This is a genomic window from Kitasatospora sp. NPDC048286, assembly GCF_043201735.1.
In the GTDB taxonomy this organism is placed as follows: domain Bacteria; phylum Actinomycetota; class Actinomycetes; order Streptomycetales; family Streptomycetaceae; genus Kitasatospora.
The window spans coordinates 1-16627 of the sequence record NZ_JBICZE010000022.1 but is presented as its reverse complement, the minus strand read 5'-3'; the positions used below and the strand labels follow the sequence as shown (position 1 = coordinate 16627).

Annotated in this window: 9 protein-coding genes and 1 rRNA gene; 2 read left to right on the top strand and 8 right to left on the bottom strand. The window is 72.3% G+C overall.

Annotated elements, in window-relative coordinates:
• Positions 1 to 19: 19 nt before the first annotated feature.
• The 6 genes from pgsA to ACGF13_RS36500 form a co-directional block, all read right to left on the bottom strand.
• Complete coding sequence (pgsA, locus tag ACGF13_RS36525; protein WP_392883608.1) at positions 20 to 658, bottom strand: CDP-diacylglycerol--glycerol-3-phosphate 3-phosphatidyltransferase; 639 nt, start codon at positions 656 to 658, stop codon at positions 20 to 22.
• On the bottom strand, positions 655 to 2145 hold the full coding sequence (gene rimO / locus ACGF13_RS36520) for a 30S ribosomal protein S12 methylthiotransferase RimO (RefSeq protein ID WP_392883606.1): 1491 nt from the start codon (positions 2143 to 2145) through the stop codon (positions 655 to 657). Before rimO ends, pgsA begins: the two co-directional genes overlap by 4 nt.
• A 96-nt stretch (positions 2146 to 2241) precedes the next feature.
• Complete coding sequence (locus tag ACGF13_RS36515; RefSeq protein ID WP_392883604.1) at positions 2242 to 3105, bottom strand: helix-turn-helix domain-containing protein; 864 nt, start codon at positions 3103 to 3105, stop codon at positions 2242 to 2244.
• Between the two features lie 282 nt (positions 3106 to 3387).
• Positions 3388 to 6063 (bottom strand): DNA translocase FtsK, encoded by a 2676-nt coding sequence (locus ACGF13_RS36510; RefSeq protein WP_392883602.1) that lies wholly within the window; start codon positions 6061 to 6063, stop codon positions 3388 to 3390.
• A gap of 147 nt (positions 6064 to 6210) precedes the next feature.
• Positions 6211 to 6849 carry a two-component system response regulator gene (locus ACGF13_RS36505; protein WP_392883744.1) on the bottom strand — a complete coding sequence of 213 codons (639 nt, stop codon included), beginning with the start codon at positions 6847 to 6849 and terminating at the stop codon, positions 6211 to 6213.
• A 293-nt stretch (positions 6850 to 7142) separates the two neighbouring features.
• The gene (locus ACGF13_RS36500) at positions 7143 to 11651 is read right to left on the bottom strand and encodes a HAMP domain-containing protein (protein ID WP_392883743.1); all 4509 of its coding nucleotides are present in this window, start codon (positions 11649 to 11651) and stop codon (positions 7143 to 7145) included.
• Between the two features lie 572 nt (positions 11652 to 12223).
• On the opposite strand from ACGF13_RS36500, the gene ACGF13_RS36495 reads away from it, so the two are divergent.
• Together ACGF13_RS36495 and ACGF13_RS36490 are read left to right on the top strand one after the other, a co-directional pair.
• Entirely contained in the window at positions 12224 to 14785 is a 2562-nt protein-coding gene (locus tag ACGF13_RS36495) for a SpoIIE family protein phosphatase (RefSeq protein WP_392883600.1), read from the top strand.
• A 306-nt stretch (positions 14786 to 15091) separates the two neighbouring features.
• On the top strand, positions 15092 to 15655 hold the full coding sequence (locus tag ACGF13_RS36490) for a GPR1/FUN34/YaaH family transporter (RefSeq protein WP_392883599.1): 564 nt from the start codon (positions 15092 to 15094) through the stop codon (positions 15653 to 15655).
• Here the strand turns inward: ACGF13_RS36490 and ACGF13_RS36485 are convergent.
• Both ACGF13_RS36485 and rrf read right to left on the bottom strand, forming a co-directional pair.
• The gene (locus tag ACGF13_RS36485) at positions 15648 to 16493 is read right to left on the bottom strand and encodes a phosphatase PAP2 family protein (RefSeq protein ID WP_392883597.1); all 846 of its coding nucleotides are present in this window, start codon (positions 16491 to 16493) and stop codon (positions 15648 to 15650) included. The two genes, ACGF13_RS36490 and ACGF13_RS36485, sit on opposite strands and share 8 nt — an antisense overlap.
• Before the next feature lie 59 nt (positions 16494 to 16552).
• A 5S ribosomal RNA gene (gene rrf, locus ACGF13_RS36480) occupies positions 16553 to 16627 on the bottom strand; the annotation flags it as partial.

Here is a 16627-nt window from a genome sequence, read left to right as displayed (position 1 = left end):
CTCCCAGCTCCCCCGTCGCTCAGCGGCCCGACTGCGCCGCGGCCAGTCCCTCGCGGCGCAGTCGCAGCGCCTGCCCGATGTAGTCCAGCGCGGTGCCGACGGTCAGCAGCACCGCCAGCCCCATCAGCACGGCCCGCCCGGTGGCCAGCCAGCCGGTCAGGGCCAGTACGTACATGCCGACCGCCGTGCCCTGGGTCAGCGTCTTGAGCTTGCCGCCGCGGCTGGCCGGGATGACCCCGTAGCGGATCACCCAGAACCGCATCAGCGTGATGCCGAGTTCGCGGGCCAGGATCACCGCGGTGACCCACCAGGGCAGGTCGCCGAGCAGCGAGAGGCCGATCAGCGCCGAGCCCATGATCGCCTTGTCGGCGATCGGGTCGGCGATCTTCCCGAAGTCGGTGACCAGGCCCTTGCGCCGGGCCAGTTCACCGTCGAACAGGTCGGTGATCATCGCGATCGCGAACGAGGCCCAGGCGACCGAGCGCCACTTGGGGTCGTGCCCGCCGTCGGCGAACAGCAGCGCCACGAAGACCGGCACCAGCAGCACCCGGACCATCGTGAGCACGTTGGCGATGTTCCAGACCCCCGGGGTCGACGGCACCGCGGCCACCGGTCTGCCCGGGTGGGCCGCGGCCGGGGCGCCGGGCCCCTTGGTCATTCCCCGACTCCCGAGGTCTTGGGCGACCGCACCTGCTCCAGCGCCTCGGCGATCAGGTCGACGCCCTCGCTGGCGACGACCCTGGCCCGCCAGAACCGGCCGATCTCGGGGGCCTCGACACCGGTGAGGGTGGTCAGGCCGTCGGTCTCCGGGGCCTGGTGGGCGGAGCGGCCCTCGACCACGCCGTCCTCGATCGACTCGATCAGCACCTCGACCTCGGTGCCGATCCGCTGCTCGGCCCGCTGGGCGGTCATCTCCTCGGCCAGTCGGCTCAGCCGGTCCAGCCGGTCGGCGACCACGTCCTCGGCGAGCTTGCCGTCGTAGGTCGCGGCCTCGGTGCCGTCCTCGTCCGAGTAGCCGAAGACGCCGATCGCGTCCAGCCCGGCGTGCGTGACGAAGCGCTCCAGCTCGGCGAAGTCCTCCTCGGTCTCGCCGGGGAAGCCGACGATGAAGTTGGACCGGGCGCCGGCCTGCGGGGCCTTGTCGCGGATGGTCCCCAGCAGTTCCAGGAACTGGTCGGTGGAGCCGAAGCGCCGCATCCGGCGCAGCACGGCGGGTGCCGAGTGCTGGAAGGACAGGTCGAAGTAGGGCACCACGTCGGCGGTCCCGGTCATCGAGTCGATCAGGCCGGGGCGCATCTCGGCCGGCTGGAGGTAGGAGACCCGGACCCGCTCGACGCCCTCGATCGCGGCGATCTCGCCGAGCAGCGTCTCCAGCAGCCGGATGTCGCCGAGGTCCTTGCCGTACGAGGTGTTGTTCTCGCTCACCAGGACGATCTCGCGCACGCCCTGCCCGGCCAGCCACTGGGCCTCGTTCAGCACGTCGGAGGGCCGGCGGGAGATGAAGGAGCCGCGGAAGGCCGGGATGGCGCAGAACGAGCAGCGGCGGTCGCAGCCGGAGGCGAGCTTGACCGAGGCGACCGGGCTGTCGTCCAGCCGCTTGCGCAGGGTGCGCGGGCCGGAGGCGGGGGCGAGGCCGTCGGGCAGGTCGGCGATCGGCTCGGCGGCGGCCTCGGTGCCGTGGCCGGGCAGGGCGACGGCCTCGGCGGCGGACTGCCGCTCGGCCGGGCTGATCGGCAGCAGCTTGCGGCGGTCGCGCGGCAGGTGCGGGGCGTGGTGGCCGCCGGAGAGGATGGTCTGCAGGCGGTCGGAGATGTTGGTGTAGTCGTCGAAGCCGAGGACGCCGTCCGCCTCGGGCAGGGCGTCGGCGAGCTCCTTGCCGTACCGCTCGGCCATGCAGCCGACCGCGACGACGGCCTGGGTGCGGCCGTGCCCCTTGAGGTCGTTGGCCTCCAGCAGGGCGTCGACGGAGTCCTTCTTGGCGGCCTCGACGAAGCCGCAGGTGTTGACCACGGCGACGTCCGCTTCGGCGGCGTCGTCGACGAGCAACCAGCCGTCGGCTTCCAGTCGCCCGGCGAGTTCCTCGGAATCCACCTCGTTGCGGGCGCATCCGAGCGTGACAAGGGCGACAGTACGGCGTTCAGGCATAGGGCCAAGATTAACGCGCGGGCTCCGGTGCCGTTCGCCCCGGAGGCCGCGCGCCTCGGATCAGCTGATCATCAGTGGGCGTTCCGACCCCTGTGGTCAGCCAGCCTGCGGGTCTCCGGGGGTGTACGTGACGTGCACCACCTGCCCGTCCTTGCCGAGGAGACCGAGGTCCTTCCCGTTGACGTACGCGTGCACGGCCCCGCCGTTGCCGAGCACCAGCTTGATCTGCTTGGGGTCGGTGAAGGTCTGGTCCTGGCCGTTGCTGATGTTGTTCTGGAACAGCGACTTGCCGTTGCCGTCCATCGCCGAGACCCAGCTGGTGCCCTCGGCGACCAGCTTCACGGTGACCTTGTCGGCCGGGACGGCGGCGATCGCGGCGGCGCTCGGCGCGGGCGCCGGCGGCTGGACGGCGGGCGTGGACTCGGGGGCCAGCGAGCCGGTCCCGGAACCGCTGGGCAGCGGCGCGCTGGCCGAGCCGGTGGTACCGTGCCCGCCCTTGCCGCTGACCAGGTTGAAGCCGATCAGCGCGACCACGGCGACGATCGCGGCGACCATCGCGGCCGCCCAGTTCGGCCGGCCGCGGCGGGGCACCCTGATCGGGCCGCTGTCGATCAGCTGGGTCGCCGGGCGCTTGTCGGCGGGCGAGCCGCCGTGCGCGGCGTCGTACCGGGCGACCAGTTCCTCGCCGTCCAGGCCGACCACCCGGGCGATCAGCCGGATGTGCCCGCGGGCGTAGAAGTCGCCGCCGCAGCGGGCGAAGTCGTCCCCCTCGATGGCATGGACGATCGGCACCCGCACCCGGGTGGCGGTACTCACCTGGTCCACCGTGAGCCCCGCGTCGATCCGGGCGGTGGACAGCACCCGGCCGATGCTCGGGGCATCGGCCGCCTGCACCGCGTCGTCGGTCGGCTCGACGGACGACGTGGCGTTCTCGCGGTCGGGGGACTTGCCGATGGTCACGGGGCACGCCTTTCGAGCGGATGGCCACCTGCTGGGGAACAGTCTAGGGGCGTGGGCGGATCGTTTCTCAAGCGGAACGGGCCCGAATGCGCGCGCCCTGTCCGACCGGGGTCCGACACTCCGCTGACGAGCCGTCAGCAGAGCCGCGAGGGGAACCCGTCGTCCGCTTTCCGCCGTGTGACGCGACGTACGGACGTTCGGTTCCCCTCACGGCGCCTACCCTCCTCCGAACGAGTGACACCTGGGTCAGGACACGGTCCTGGCCCCGCACGGCCCGGCCCGTCAACCCCGAAGGGTGATCAGCACCCCGTCCAGCTCGTCCGGCTTGACCAGCACGTCGCGGGCCTTGGAGCCCTCGCTCGGGCCGACGATGCCGCGCGACTCCATCAGGTCCATCAGCCGGCCGGCCTTGGCGAAGCCGACCCGGAGCTTGCGCTGGAGCATCGAGGTCGAGCCGAACTGGGTGGAGACCACCAGCTCGGCCGCCTGGATCAGCAGGTCCAGGTCGTCGCCGATCTCCTCGTCGATCTCCTTCTTCGGCCCGCCCCCGACCGTCACGTCGTCCCGGTAGACGGCGGTCAGCTGGTCCTTGCAGTGCTGCACCACCCTGGCGATCTCCGCCTCGGTGACGAACGCGCCCTGCATGCGGATCGGCTTGCTCGCGCCCATCGGCAGGAAGAGCGCGTCGCCCTTGCCGATCAGCTTCTCCGCGCCGGGCTGGTCCAGGATGACCCGGGAGTCGGCCATCGCGGAGGTCGCGAAGGCCAGCCGGGACGGCACGTTGGCCTTGATCAGGCCGGTGACCACGTCCACCGAGGGCCGCTGGGTGGCGAGCACCAGGTGGATGCCGGCCGCGCGGGCCAGCTGGGTGATCCGGACCACCGAGTCCTCGACGTCGCGCGGCGCGACCATCATCAGGTCGGCCAGCTCGTCGACGATCACCAGCAGGTACGGGTACGGCGTCAGCTCGCGCTCGCTGCCCAGCGGCGGGGTGACCTTGCCGGCCCGCACCGCCGCGTTGAAGTCGTCCACGTGCCGGAAGCCGAACGCCGCGAGGTCGTCGTAGCGCATGTCCATCTCGCGCACCACCCACTGGAGGGCCTCGGCGGCCTTCTTGGGGTTGGTGATGATCGGCGTGATCAGGTGCGGGATGCCCTCGTACGCGGTCAGCTCGACCCGCTTGGGGTCGACCAGCACCATCCGCACCTCGTCCGGGGTGGCCCGGGCGAGGATCGAGGTGATCAGGCAGTTGATGCAGGACGACTTGCCCGCACCGGTCGCGCCGGCCACCAGGATGTGCGGCATCTTGGCGAGGTTGGCCATCACCGTGTGGCCCTCGACGTCCTTGCCCATGCCGACGACCATCGGGTGGGTGTCCTCGGCGGCCGTGCGCGAGCGCAGCAGGTCGCCGAGGTTGACCATCTCGCGGTCCCGGTTGGGGATCTCGATGCCGACCGCGGACTTGCCCGGGATCGGGCTGATGATCCGCACGTCCGGGCTGGCCACCGCGTACGCGATGTTCTTGGCGAGCGCGGTGATCCGCTCCACCTTGACGGCCGGGCCGAGCTCGACCTCGTAGCGGGTGACCGTCGGGCCCCGGGTGAAGCCGGTGACCTTGGCGTCCACCTTGAACTCGGAGAAGGTGCCGGTGAGCTGGGCGACCACCTCGTCGTTGAGGGCGCTGCGGGCCTTGGCCGGGCCGCCGCGCTCCAGCAGGTCCAGCGAGGGCAGGGCGTAGGTGATGCCCTCGCCGAGCTGGAGCTGCTCCATCCGCACCGGCGCCGCGCCGTGCTCCTCGGGCGCGCCCGGGCCGCCGCTGCGGGCGGCCGGGACGGCGGGCTCCTCCGGCGGGGCGGTGCGGTCCTGCACCTGGTGCATCATGTCCGCCACCGCGGAGGAGGCGGGCACGCCGTAGACCAGCGCGCCGTCCAGGTCGGCGGCCGCGCCGGCGGCGAGGTCGCGGGTGGCGTACGGGTCCAGCGGCTCCTTGTCCAGGGAGATCCGCTCGGCGTCCTCCGGCTCCTCGGTCTGCTTGCGCCGGCGGCGGCGACGGCGGGCGGCCACCTCGTCCGAGGGGTCGTCGCCGTCCGTGTCCACGGTGAACGGCAGCGCGTCGGGGTCGGCGTCCTCCGGCGGGTCGGTGGACGGCTCGCGCTCCGGCGTGCGCCCCCAGTGCAGCTCGTCCTCGGGCCTGGGCTCGACCACGCCGAGCCGTATGCCGATCCCCCGCACCCGCTCGCCGATCCGGTTGATCGGGGTGGCGGTGACCACCAGCAGGCCGAAGAACGCCAGCAGCAGGAGCAGCGGCACCGCGAGCGCCGGCCCGGCGGCGGCCATCATCGGGGTGGACACGGCCCAGCCGATGATCCCGCCGGCCGCCCGTATCCGGGAGGCGCCGCTGCCCATCATGGGCGCGCCGCAGCCGATGTGGACCAGGCCGAGGACGCCGACCAGCAGCGCGCTCAGCCCGATCATGATCCGTCCGTTGGCCTCCGGCAGCTCCGGGTGGCGCCAGAGCCGGATCGCCATCGCGGCCAACAGGAACGGCACCAGCACGTCGAGCCGGCCGAACAGCCCGGACACCACGGCGGTGGCGCCCTCGCCCAGCCAGCCCTGCGGGGTGAACCAGGTGCCGGCCGCGGTCACCAGCGCGAGCGCGAACAGCAGCAGGCCCACGCCGTCCTTGCGGTGGTCCGGGTGCAGGTTCTTGGCACCGTCGCCGAAGCCCCGGAAGATCGCGGCGATCGGGCTGCCCAGCGCGTTGAGCGCACCCATCAGCACCGACCTGGACGGCTTCGGGGCGGGCGGGGCCGACTTGGCCGCCGTCCGCTTCGCGGGAGCCGCCTTCTTCGCCGCCGCCTTCTTCGCGGGCGGCTTGCCCGGTGCCTTCGCCGCGGCCTTCTTGGACGGTCCCGGACTCGTCTTACGTGCTGCGTTCCCGGGCGTGCGAGTGGCCATGGGTCAGCAGCCTACCGGGGCGGGCGACCAGTGCACATGTGCCCGAGCCCGGGCGCCCGGACGTGTCGCAGACACACCGTCACCCTGACCGGGATTCACCCGGTCGCCGCATCACGACCACCCGGACGGGTGAACCGGCGGCAGGGATCAGGAACTGCCCGGGCGCATCGCGTCCAGGGCCCGGCGCAGCCCCGCGAGCTTGCGCTCCAGGTGCGCGGCGGTGGCGGCCACCCCGGCGTCCTCGCCGCCGTCCAGCTGCTTGCCGAGCGCCTCGGCCTGCTCCTCGACCGCCGCCAGCCGCGCGGACAGCTCGCCCAGCAGCGCGCCGCCGAGGGCCTGCCCGTCGCCGCCCTCCTCCAGCTGCAGGCGCAGCAGCGCCGCCTGCTCCTTCAGCTGGCAGTTCTTCGCGTACAGGTCGACGAAGACGGAGACCTTGGCGCGCAGCACCCACGGGTCGAAGGGCTTGGAGATGTAGTCCACCGCGCCGGCCGCGTAGCCGCGGAAGGTGTGGTGCGGGCCGTGGTTGATCGCGGTCAGGAAGATGATCGGGATGTCCCGGGTGCGCTCGCGGCGCTTGATGTGGGCGGCGGTCTCGAAGCCGTCCATCCCCGGCATCTGGACGTCCAGCAGGATCACCGCGAAGTCGTCGGTGAGCAGCGCCTTCAGCGCCTCCTCACCGGAGGCCGCGCGGACCAGTGTCTGGTCCAGGGCCGAGAGGATCGCCTCCAGCGCCAGCAGGTTCTCCGGTCGGTCGTCGACCAGGAGGATCTTGGCCTTCTGCATCAGGGCTCGCCCTCCTGTCGCCTGCCTGCCGCCCGGTGCAGGCACCCGCGTACTGCCCACCGCTACCCCGGTCATGCTAGCCGCACCCCCTCGCCCGGCACATCGCCCCGTCGTGACCGATCCGGAGCGGCGCGCTGCCAGTGCTCCGGCGCACGCTCAGCAGCGTGTCGCCGTCCGGTCACTGTTCGCAACGATCGGTGACCCTACCCGGTTCCCGGGCCTGACCGCCAGCAAACCGACCGCCCGGCCGGAGTGAACCCCGGGGCCCGGCCCGGGGTTCACTCCTCCCTTCGCGATCACGCGCGGTTCCCGCTCAACCACTCGTGCATGACCGACAGCAGGTGGTCGGTCTCCACCGGCTTGGTGATGTGGTCGGTGGCGCCCGCCTGCAGCGACTTCTCCCGGTCGCCCTTCATCGCCTTGGCGGTCAGCGCGATGATCGGCAGGCCGGCGAACTGGGGCATCCGGCGGATCGCCTCGGTGGTCGCGTAGCCGTCCATCTCCGGCATCATGATGTCCATCAGGACCAGCGCCACGCTCTCGTGCTGCTCCAGCATCTCGATGCCCTCGCGGCCGTTCTCCGCGTACAGGACGGTCAGGCCGTGCTGCTCCAGCACGCTGGTGAGGGCGAACACGTTGCGGACGTCGTCGTCCACGATCAGCACCTGCTGGCCGTCGAAGCGGCGGCCCCCGTCGACCGGGCGGGGCGGGGCGGGCTCCATCGTCCGCGGTCCGGCAGCGCTCTCCAGGGCGGCGCTGCGGCGGCGCTCCAGCGCGCCCCGGCGGCGTTCCTCGGCCAGCTCGCGGACCTCCTGGGCCCAGTGGTCGGCCGGGTTCTCGCCGACCGGCACCGGCAGGCCCACCGGGGTCACCCCGACCGAGGCACGCGGCGTCAGGCCGTTCGGCGCGCCCTGGCGCGGCTCGCCGACGGTCTCCGGGGCCTCGGTGCGCAGCGGCAGGTAGAGCGTGAACGTGGAGCCCTTGCCCAGCTCGCTCTCGGCGTGGATCTCGCCGCCGAGCAGCCGGGCGATCTCGCGGCTGATGGACAGGCCGAGGCCGGTGCCGCCGTACTTGCGGCTGGTGGTGCCGTCGGCCTGCTTGAAGGCCTCGAAGATCTCCCGCAGCTTGTTGCCGGGGATGCCGATGCCGGTGTCGGAGACCGCGAAGGCGATCAGATCGTCGTCCGGGCCCTTGATCGAGCCGGACTCCAGCAGCCGCTCGCGCACGTGCTGCGGGACCTCCGCGCCCGCCGGGCGGATCGAGAAGTCGACGGCTCCGGAGTCGGTGAACTTCACCGCGTTGGAGATCAGGTTGCGCAGCACCTGCTGGAGCCGCTGCTCGTCGGTGTGCAGGGTGACCGGCAGGGCGGGCGAGACCCGGACGGCGAAGTCCAGGTTCTTGTCCAGCGCGACCGGCTGGAAGGTCGCCTCGACGTAGTCGACCAGCTGGACCAGGGCGATCCGGGCCGGGCGGACGTCCATCTTGCCGGCCTCGACCTTGGACAGGTCGAGGATGTCGTTGATCAGCTGGAGCAGGTCGGAGCCCGCGCCGTGGATGGTGTCGGCGAACTCGACCTGCTTGGGCGAGAGGTTGCCCTCGTTGTTGTCGGAGAGCAGCTTGGCCAGGATCAGCAGCGAGTTGAGCGGGGTGCGCAGCTCGTGCGACATGTTGGCGAGGAACTCGCTCTTGTACCGGGAGGCCAGGGCGAGCTGCTCGGCCCGCTCCTCCAGGACCTGCCGGGCCTCCTCGATCTCGCCGTTCTTGATCTCGATGTCGCGGTTCTGCTGGGCGAGTTGCTCGGCCTTCTCCTGCAACTCCTCGTTGGTGCGCTCCAGTTCCTCCTGGCGGGCCTCCAACTCGGCGGACCGCATCGAGAGTTCGGCGGTCAGCCGCTGGGACTCCAACAGCAGGCCCTCGGTCTTGGTGTTGACGCTGATGGTGTTGACGGTGACGCCGATCAGGTCGGCGATCTGGTTCAGGAAGTCCAGCGCGACGGTGGTGAAGGAACTGAAGGTGGCCAGCTCGATCACGCCCAGCAGCCGGCCCTCGAACTGCACCGGAAGCACCACGATGTGGGCCGGGGAGGCCTCGCCGAGCCCGGAGGCGATCTTCAGGTACCCGGGCGGCGCCTCCTTGAGGATGATCGCCCGCTTCTCCACCGCGGCCTGGCCGATCAGCGACTCGCCGGGCCGGAAGGTGGTCGGCATCGCCCGCCGCTGGTAGCCGTAGCTGCCGATCAGGCGCAGCACGGTGTCGTTCTCGTCGTCGTCCTCGGTGATCAGCTCGGCGGTGCGGCCGGCCGGCTGGGCGAGGAAGAAGGCGCCGTGCTGGGCGGAGACCACCGGGGTCAGCTCGGTCATGATCAGCGAGGCGACCGCCTCCAGGTCCCGGCGGCCCTGGAGCAGGCCGGAGATCCGGGCCAGGTTGGTCTTGAGCCAGTCCTGCTCCTGGTTGGTGCGGGTGGTCTCGCGCAGGTTGGCGATCATCTGGTTGATGTTGTCCTTGAGCTCGTCGAGCTCGCCCGCGGCGTCCACGTCGATCCGCAGGCTCAGGTCGCCCCTGGTGACCGCGGTGGCGACCTGGGCGATCGCGCGCACCTGCCGGGTCAGGTTGTTGGCCAGCTCGTTCACCGACTCGGTGAGGTCCTGCCAGGTGCCGTCCACGCCGGGCACCCGGGCCTGGCCGCCGAGCCGTCCGTCGGTGCCCACCTCGCGGGCCACCCGGGTGACCTCGTCCGCGAAGGCCGAGAGCTGGTCGACCATGGTGTTGATGTTCGTCTTGAGCTGGAGGATCTCGCCGCGCGCGTCGACGTCGATCTTCTGCGAGAGGTCGCCGCGGGCCACCGCGGTGATCACCAGCGCGATGTTCCGCACCTGACCGGTGAGGTTGTTGGCCATCTGGTTGACGTTGTCGGTCAGGTCCTTCCAGATCCCGGCCACGCCCGGCACGCTCGCCTGGCCGCCCAGGGTGCCGTCGGTGCCGACCTCGCGGGCCACCCTGGTGACCTCCACCGCGAAGGAGGACAGCTGGTCGACCATGGTGTTGAGGGTCGCGGCGAGCGCCGCCACCTCGCCCTGCGCGTCGACGGCGATCTTCTTGGAGAGGTCCCCACGCGCCACCGCACCGGCGACCTCGGCGATGTTGCGCACCTGTCCGGTCAGGTTCGACGCCATGAAGTTGACGTTGTCGGTCAGGTCCTTCCAGATGCCCGACACCCCGCGCACCCGGGCCTGGCCGCCCAGGATGCCCTCGGTGCCCACCTCGCGGGCGACCCTGGTCACCTCGTCGGCGAACGCCGACAGCTGGTCGACCATGGTGTTGACGGTGGTCACCAGCTCCAGGATCTCGCCCCGGGCGTCGACGGTGATCTTCTTGGAGACGTCGCCGCGGGCCACCGCGGTGGTCACCTCGGCGATGTTCCGGACCTGGCTGGTCAGGTTGTTGGCCATCAGGTTGACGGAGTTGGTCAGGTCCTTCCAGATCCCGGCCACGCCGGGCACGCTGGCCTGGCCGCCGAGGATGCCCTCGGTGCCGACGTCCCGGGCGACCCGGGTGACCTCGTCCGCGAAGGCGCCCAGCTGGTCCACCATCGTGTTGATGGTGTTCTTCAGCTCCAGGATCTCCCCGCGCGCGTCCACCTGGATCTTCTGCGACAGGTCGCCCTTGGCGACCGCGGTCGTCACCTGGGCGATGTTGCGCACCTGATCGGTGAGGTTGTTCGCCATGAAGTTGACGTTGTCGGTCAGGTCCCGCCAGACCCCGGCCGCCCAGGGCACCTGCGCCTGACCGCCGAGCCGTCCCTCGGTGCCCACCTGGCGGGCCACCCTGGTCACCTGCTCGGCGAAGCCGGAGAGCTGGTCGACCATCGTGTTGACGGTGTTCTTCAGCTCCAGCATCTCGCCGCGCGCGTCGACCTCGATCTTCTGCGAGAGGTCCCCGCGCGCCACCGCCGTGGTCACCTGGGCGATGTTGCGCACCTGGCCGGTCAGGTTGTCGGCCATGAAGTTCACCGAGTCGGTCAGGTCCCGCCAGACCCCGGCCACGCCCGGCACCTGGGCCTGACCGCCGAGCCGGCCCTCCGTCCCCACGTCCCTGGCCACCGCGGTGACCTGGGCGGCGAATCCGTTCAGCTGGTCCACCATCGTGTTGACGGTGTTCTTCAGCTCCAGCATCTCGCCGGCCACCTCGACGGTGACCTTGCGGGAGAGGTCGCCCTTGGCCACCGCCGTGGTCACCTGGGCGATGTTGCGCACCTGGGCGGTCAGCCGGCCCGCCATGGTGTTGACCGAGTCCGCCAGGTCCTTCCAACTGCCGGACACGCTGCGGACCTTGGCCTGGCCGCCGAGCTTGCCCTCGGTGCCGACCTCGCGGGCCACCCGGGTCACCTCGTCGGTGAACTCGGAGAGCTGGTCCACCAGCCCGTTGACGGTCCGCCCGATCTTCAGGTACTCGCCGCGCAGCGGGTGGCTCACCCCGTTGCTGTGCAGCGAGCGCAGCTCCATCTTCTGGTCCAGGTCGCCCTCGGCGATCGACGTGAGCACCCGGCCCACCTCGGCCATCGGACGGGCCAGGTCGTCGATCAGCGCGTTGCAGTTGTCGACCGCCGCCATCCAGGCGCCCTCGCCCGCGCCGGTCTCCAGCCGCTCGTTCAGCCGGCCCTCGCGGCCCACCGCCCGCCGCACCCGCGCCAGTTCACCGGTCAGGTGCTGGTTGCGCTCGGCGACCTCGTTGAACACCGCCGCGATCTCGGCCAGCGGCCCGTCCCCCGGGACGGTCAGCCGGCGGCGGAAGTTGCCGTCCCGCATCGCGGTCAGCGCCGACAGCAGCTTGCGCAGCTCGGCGGGCTCCGCGCCACGGTTGTGGCTCGCCCGACGGCCGGCCGCGTTCCGCGGCACGGCCCCGGGGCGCCCACCGCGCGAGGCGGGCGGCGTCGTTCCGGTTGCGTCCTTGGTGGCCGAACTCAACGGGCCCCTCCCACATCGTGAACTGTCCGGTGACCGACCGTGCCGGTGCGGCACGCACCCGGGCACCGACCCGGCTGGGCTGCGTACCGGCGGCCCTCGACGCGCCGGCACCCACACGACCGTACTGCTCGCACCGGCCGTCGCGGACCCCCCAGTCTGGCAGCACTGGCACCGGGTGCACGGCCGGTTGCGCTCGGTTGGTACCGCACCGTCCGAAACAGGGTGGGCAGAATCACCCTCTGGTGCCTGTTTCGACTCCCCGCCCCCACGGGGAACCAAGCGGAAAGTAGGGTGGAGCGCTGCACCGGGCCACGACCCGACCCAGCGCCGCCGATCACCCCGACGGCGCGCACGGGGATTCGGCGCCGCACCCCGGACAGCCAGGGCAAGAGCAGCAGAGGAGAAGTGGCAACGTGGTCACCGCGCGCGCAGCCGCCACCTTCGACCCCGACGGCCGGTCCGCGGCCGCCGCGCGGGGCTTCGTCCGGGACGCGCTGCTCGGCTGGGGCCTGCCCGAGGTCGTCGACGACGCGGTCGTGCTGGTCAGCGAGCTCGTCACCAACGCCGTCGTGCACGCCGGCACCGCCGCGGAGGTCTGCTGCCTGCGCGAGGAGGAGAGCGTCCGGATCGAGGTCACCGACCACCACCCCGAGCGCGGCCTGCCCTCGCTCGGCGACGGTCCGGTCACCGACTCCGACCGCTACGCCGACCCGGACGGCGAGGGCGGCCGCGGCCTGCTGATGTGCTCCGCCCTCGCCGAACGGTGGGGCGTCGAGTACGCGGCCGGCCGCAAGACCGTCTGGTTCCGCCTCACCCTGCCCGCACACGTGCTCGGCACCCGCTACGCCGTTCCCGCCACCCCCGGCAGCGACCTGCCCAGCGGCCCCGGACCGGTGCACGTCGCCGTCGTCCAACTCGACGACGACGGCCGGGTGCTGGCCTGGAACCCGGACGCCGAGGCGCTCTTCCAGTACCCCGCCGCCGCCGTCCTCGGCCGCCCCTGGGCCGACCTCGCGGTCTGGCCGCAGCCCGCGGCCCGCGGCCTGGGCCTGACCGACACCCTGCGGATGGCCCGCTGGGAGGGCGGCTACGGCATCCGCCGCCAGGACGGCCGCGAGGTCGAGGTGTACGGCGTCCAGGTCCGGCTGCGCGACACCGAGGGCGTCCCCTCCACGCTCTGTCTGCTCGTCCTCGAACCCGACAGAGCGGTGCTGCGCTCCCCCGCCCGCGCCCTGCCCGGCGAGCGCCCCGAGCAGGCCGGCCCCCGGCTCGACCTGCTGGCCGGTCCGGTCGCCACCGACGACCTCGACACCCTGCTCCAGCGCACCGTCGAACGCGCCCGCGACCTGCTCGACGGCGACGCCGCGTACCTGCTGCTCACCACCGACGACGAGGCCGAGTTCGAGGTCCGCGCCGCCACCGGCCTCACCGCCGGACACCGCCGGCACGCCCGCTTCCCGGTCGGGACCGGCAACCGCTACGACTCCGCCCGGCTGCCCTCCGTCCACGAGGACCTCTCCGCCCGGCCCACCGGCCTGCCGCTGCTCTCCGACAGCGGCATGCGCTCCCTGATCACCGTCCCGCTCAAGGTCGAGGGCCGGCTGATCGGCTCGCTCGGCATCGCCGCCGCCTTGCCGGGCCGCTACGACAACGAGGACGCGCTGCGCCTCCAGTTCGCCGCCGACCGGGTCGCCCTCGCCGTCGAGAGCACCCGGCTGACCGAGCTCGAACGGCTCCGCCGCGGCTCGCTCTCCTTCCTGGTCGAGGCCTCCGACCTGCTGGCCGGCACCCTCGAACACGAGCAGACCCTCGCCCTGATGGCCCAGATGGCCGTCCCCACCCTCGCCTCCTGGTGCGCCGTCTACACCACCGCCGACCACTCCTCCCCGGCCCGGCTCGCCTTCGTCCTGCACGAGGACGAGGACCGCATCGACCCGCTGCGCGACCTGCTCGACAAGACCCCCGTCCCGGAGACCGGCCCCACCCACGGCGTCCGGTTCTGGACGGCCCCCGCCGACACCGCCGAGGCCGGCGGCCTCACCGACGGCCCGGAACTCGCCGGTCTGCTCGGCGAGACCGTCGTCCTCGCGCTGACCGCCCGCAACCGCGTGATCGGCCTGCTGGCGCTCGGCGTCCCGGCCGGCGTCCGGTTCCGCCAGGAGATCCTCGAACTCGCCGAGGACCTCTCCCGCCGGGCCGCCCTCGCCCTGGACAACTCGCGCCTCTACTCCGAGCGCACCGCCACCAGCCAGGCCCTCCAGCGCAGCCTGCTCCCGCCGGACCTGCCGGAGATCCCCGGCGTCGAGGTGGACGTCTACTACCAGGCGGCCGGCGAGGGCAACGAGGTCGGCGGCGACTTCTACGACCTGTTCACCATCCGCGAGGGCACCTACGGCTTCGCCATCGGCGACGTCTGCGGCACCGGCCCCGAGGCCGCCTCGGTCACCGGCCTGGCCCGGCACTCGCTGCGGCTGCTCGCCCGCGAGGGCCTGGACGCCCCGCAGGTGCTGCGCCGCCTCAACGCGGCCATCCTGGACGAGGGCGCGCGCAGCCGCTTCCTCACCCTGCTCTACGGCGAGCTGACGCCCCGCCCGGACGGCAGCACCGAACTCTCCCTGGTCTGCGCCGGCCACCCGCTGCCGCTGCGGCTGCGCACCGACGGCCAGGTCGACCGCGCCGCCACCCCGCAGCCGCTGCTCGGCGTCATGGACGACCTCGACCTCACCGCCGAACACCTGGTGCTCGCCCCCGGCGAGGTCCTGCTCTGCGTCACCGACGGGGTCACCGAACGCCGCGAGGGCCGCCGGATGCTGGGCGACGACGGCCTCGCCGAGGTGCTCACCGGCTGCACCGGCCTGACCGCCGGCGCGGTCGCGGCACGGGTGCAGCGCGCGGTCGAGCGCTTCGCCCCGGAGCCGCCGTCGGACGACATGGCGATCCTGACCCTGCGGGTGCCCACCCAGCGCAAGGCGTGAGGCCCCCGCGGCTCATGCCGTACTGACGCAGTCACAAATTGTTATATTCACAATGGTACAAGCGGGCCGGGTCGGGTAGACCGATCTCACCGGGAATTCCCCCGGCCGGGGACGCGACCAGCGGGCTCTCCGCAGGCCCGGCACGTCCGACGGCCCATCACCTCCGACCGCGGCCCGCGCACGCTCACCGCCGTGCGCCCTCGGCGCGGTCGCGCGCATCCGCTCATCTCCACCCGCCTCCACTCCTCCTGACGACACCACGGCGTCACCGCGCCCTGCGCGCGCCCAGAGTGAAAGGAGCCTCCGGTGAGCAACGACGCTACCGGGGCAACGAACGCCCGATCCACCGGCGCCGACGCGGGTAACCTCGGCTACCTCGCGCTCGGCCTGACACTGCTCGCCTACGGCCTGCTCTCCACCGGCGTCCTGCACGGCGCCGGCGTCGGGAGCGCGGCCCACCTCGCCCATCTGCTCGGCGGCGTCACCCTCTTCATCGCGGGCCTCTGGCAGCTCCGCGGCGGCGAGGGCTTCACCGGAACCGCCTTCACCAGCCTCGGCGCCTTCTGGGCGACCTGGTCCGCGGCCGGCGGGGCCGGCAAGAACGCCGCCGGCCTCTTCCTGCTGCTCTGGGCCCTGCTCGCCCTCACCCTCACCGCCGCGAGCTGGGGCGCGGGCCTGCTCAGCCGCGTCGTCTACGGCCTGCTGACGGTCTCCCTGCTGCTCTCCGCCATCGCCACCTTCGGCGGCTACGGCGGGCTGGGCAAGGCCGCCGGCTGGATCGCGGCCGTCTCCGGGCTCGCCGCCTGGTACTGGGCCACCTCCCTGCTGAGCAACGGCGCCTGGGGGAAGGTCGCCCTGCCGCTCAGGTGACCTGCTCCAGCCGCTCCTCGGCGGTGCCGCGGGGCCGGACCTCCGCCCCGGCGGAGACCCGGCCCCGTCGGCGTGCCACCAACGCCAGCACGGAGTAGGCGAGGAGCAGGATCGCCACAGCCACGATGCCGTCCGACCAGAAGTGGTTGGCCGTCACCACGACCACCGCCACCGTCAGCACCGGATGCAGCACCATCACCCATCGCAGTGAACTGCCTGACACCCGGATCACCGCGACCGCCGCCAGCACGCACCAGGCGACGTGCACCGAGGGCATCGCCGACAGCTGGTCGGCCACCACCACACCGCCGACCGCGCCGCCGTACACCGACTGCCCGTACTGGGCGGCCACGTCGACGAAGCCGCTCTCCGGCAGCATCCGCGGCGGCGCCACCGGGATGAACTGCACCAGCAGACAGACCGCGGTCGTGATCACCACCGTGTTGCGCACCCACGCGTAGCGCTCGCGGTGCCGTACGAACACCCAGAGCAGGACGACGAGCATCACGGCGAAGTGCATGACCGCGTAGTAGTAGTTCGCCAGCCTCACCAGCACCGGGTAGGGCGTGACCGCCTTCTGCCAGGAGGCCTCGTCCGGCAGCCCGATCACCTGCTCGGTGTGGTGGATCCAGCTCGCACGGTCCAGCGCGTGGTCCGTACTCATCACCGACAGGTGCCCGACCAGCTGCCAGAGCGCGAACAGTGCCAACAGCGTGCCGGCCTCCCGCAGCAGCGCGGACAGCGCCGGCTTCCGTCCCTTCGCCGCGGCGTACGCGCCCGCATGGAGACCGACGGCGGCGGCCCCGGCGGACTGCCAGGTCAGGGTCAGGTTCTGCATTGGCAGAGGGTAACGCAAAAAGCCCCTTCCCGGATGGGAAGGGGCTTTTCGGAAGAATTGTTCGGCGGCGTCCTACTCTCCCACAGGGTCCCCCCTGCAGTACCATCGGCGCTGTGAGGCTTAGCTTCCGGGTT

Coding starts and splice junctions, on each gene's coding strand:
- pgsA (WP_392883608.1), bottom strand. CDS start 658: ATGACCAAGGGGCCCGGCGCCCCGGCCGCGGCCCACCCGGGCAGACCG.
- rimO (WP_392883606.1), bottom strand. CDS start 2,145: ATGCCTGAACGCCGTACTGTCGCCCTTGTCACGCTCGGATGCGCCCGC.
- ACGF13_RS36510 (WP_392883602.1), bottom strand. CDS start 6,063: ATGGCCACTCGCACGCCCGGGAACGCAGCACGTAAGACGAGTCCGGGA.
- ACGF13_RS36500 (WP_392883743.1), bottom strand. CDS start 11,651: ATGCGGGACGGCAACTTCCGCCGCCGGCTGACCGTCCCGGGGGACGGG.
- ACGF13_RS36485 (WP_392883597.1), bottom strand. CDS start 16,493: ATGCAGAACCTGACCCTGACCTGGCAGTCCGCCGGGGCCGCCGCCGTC.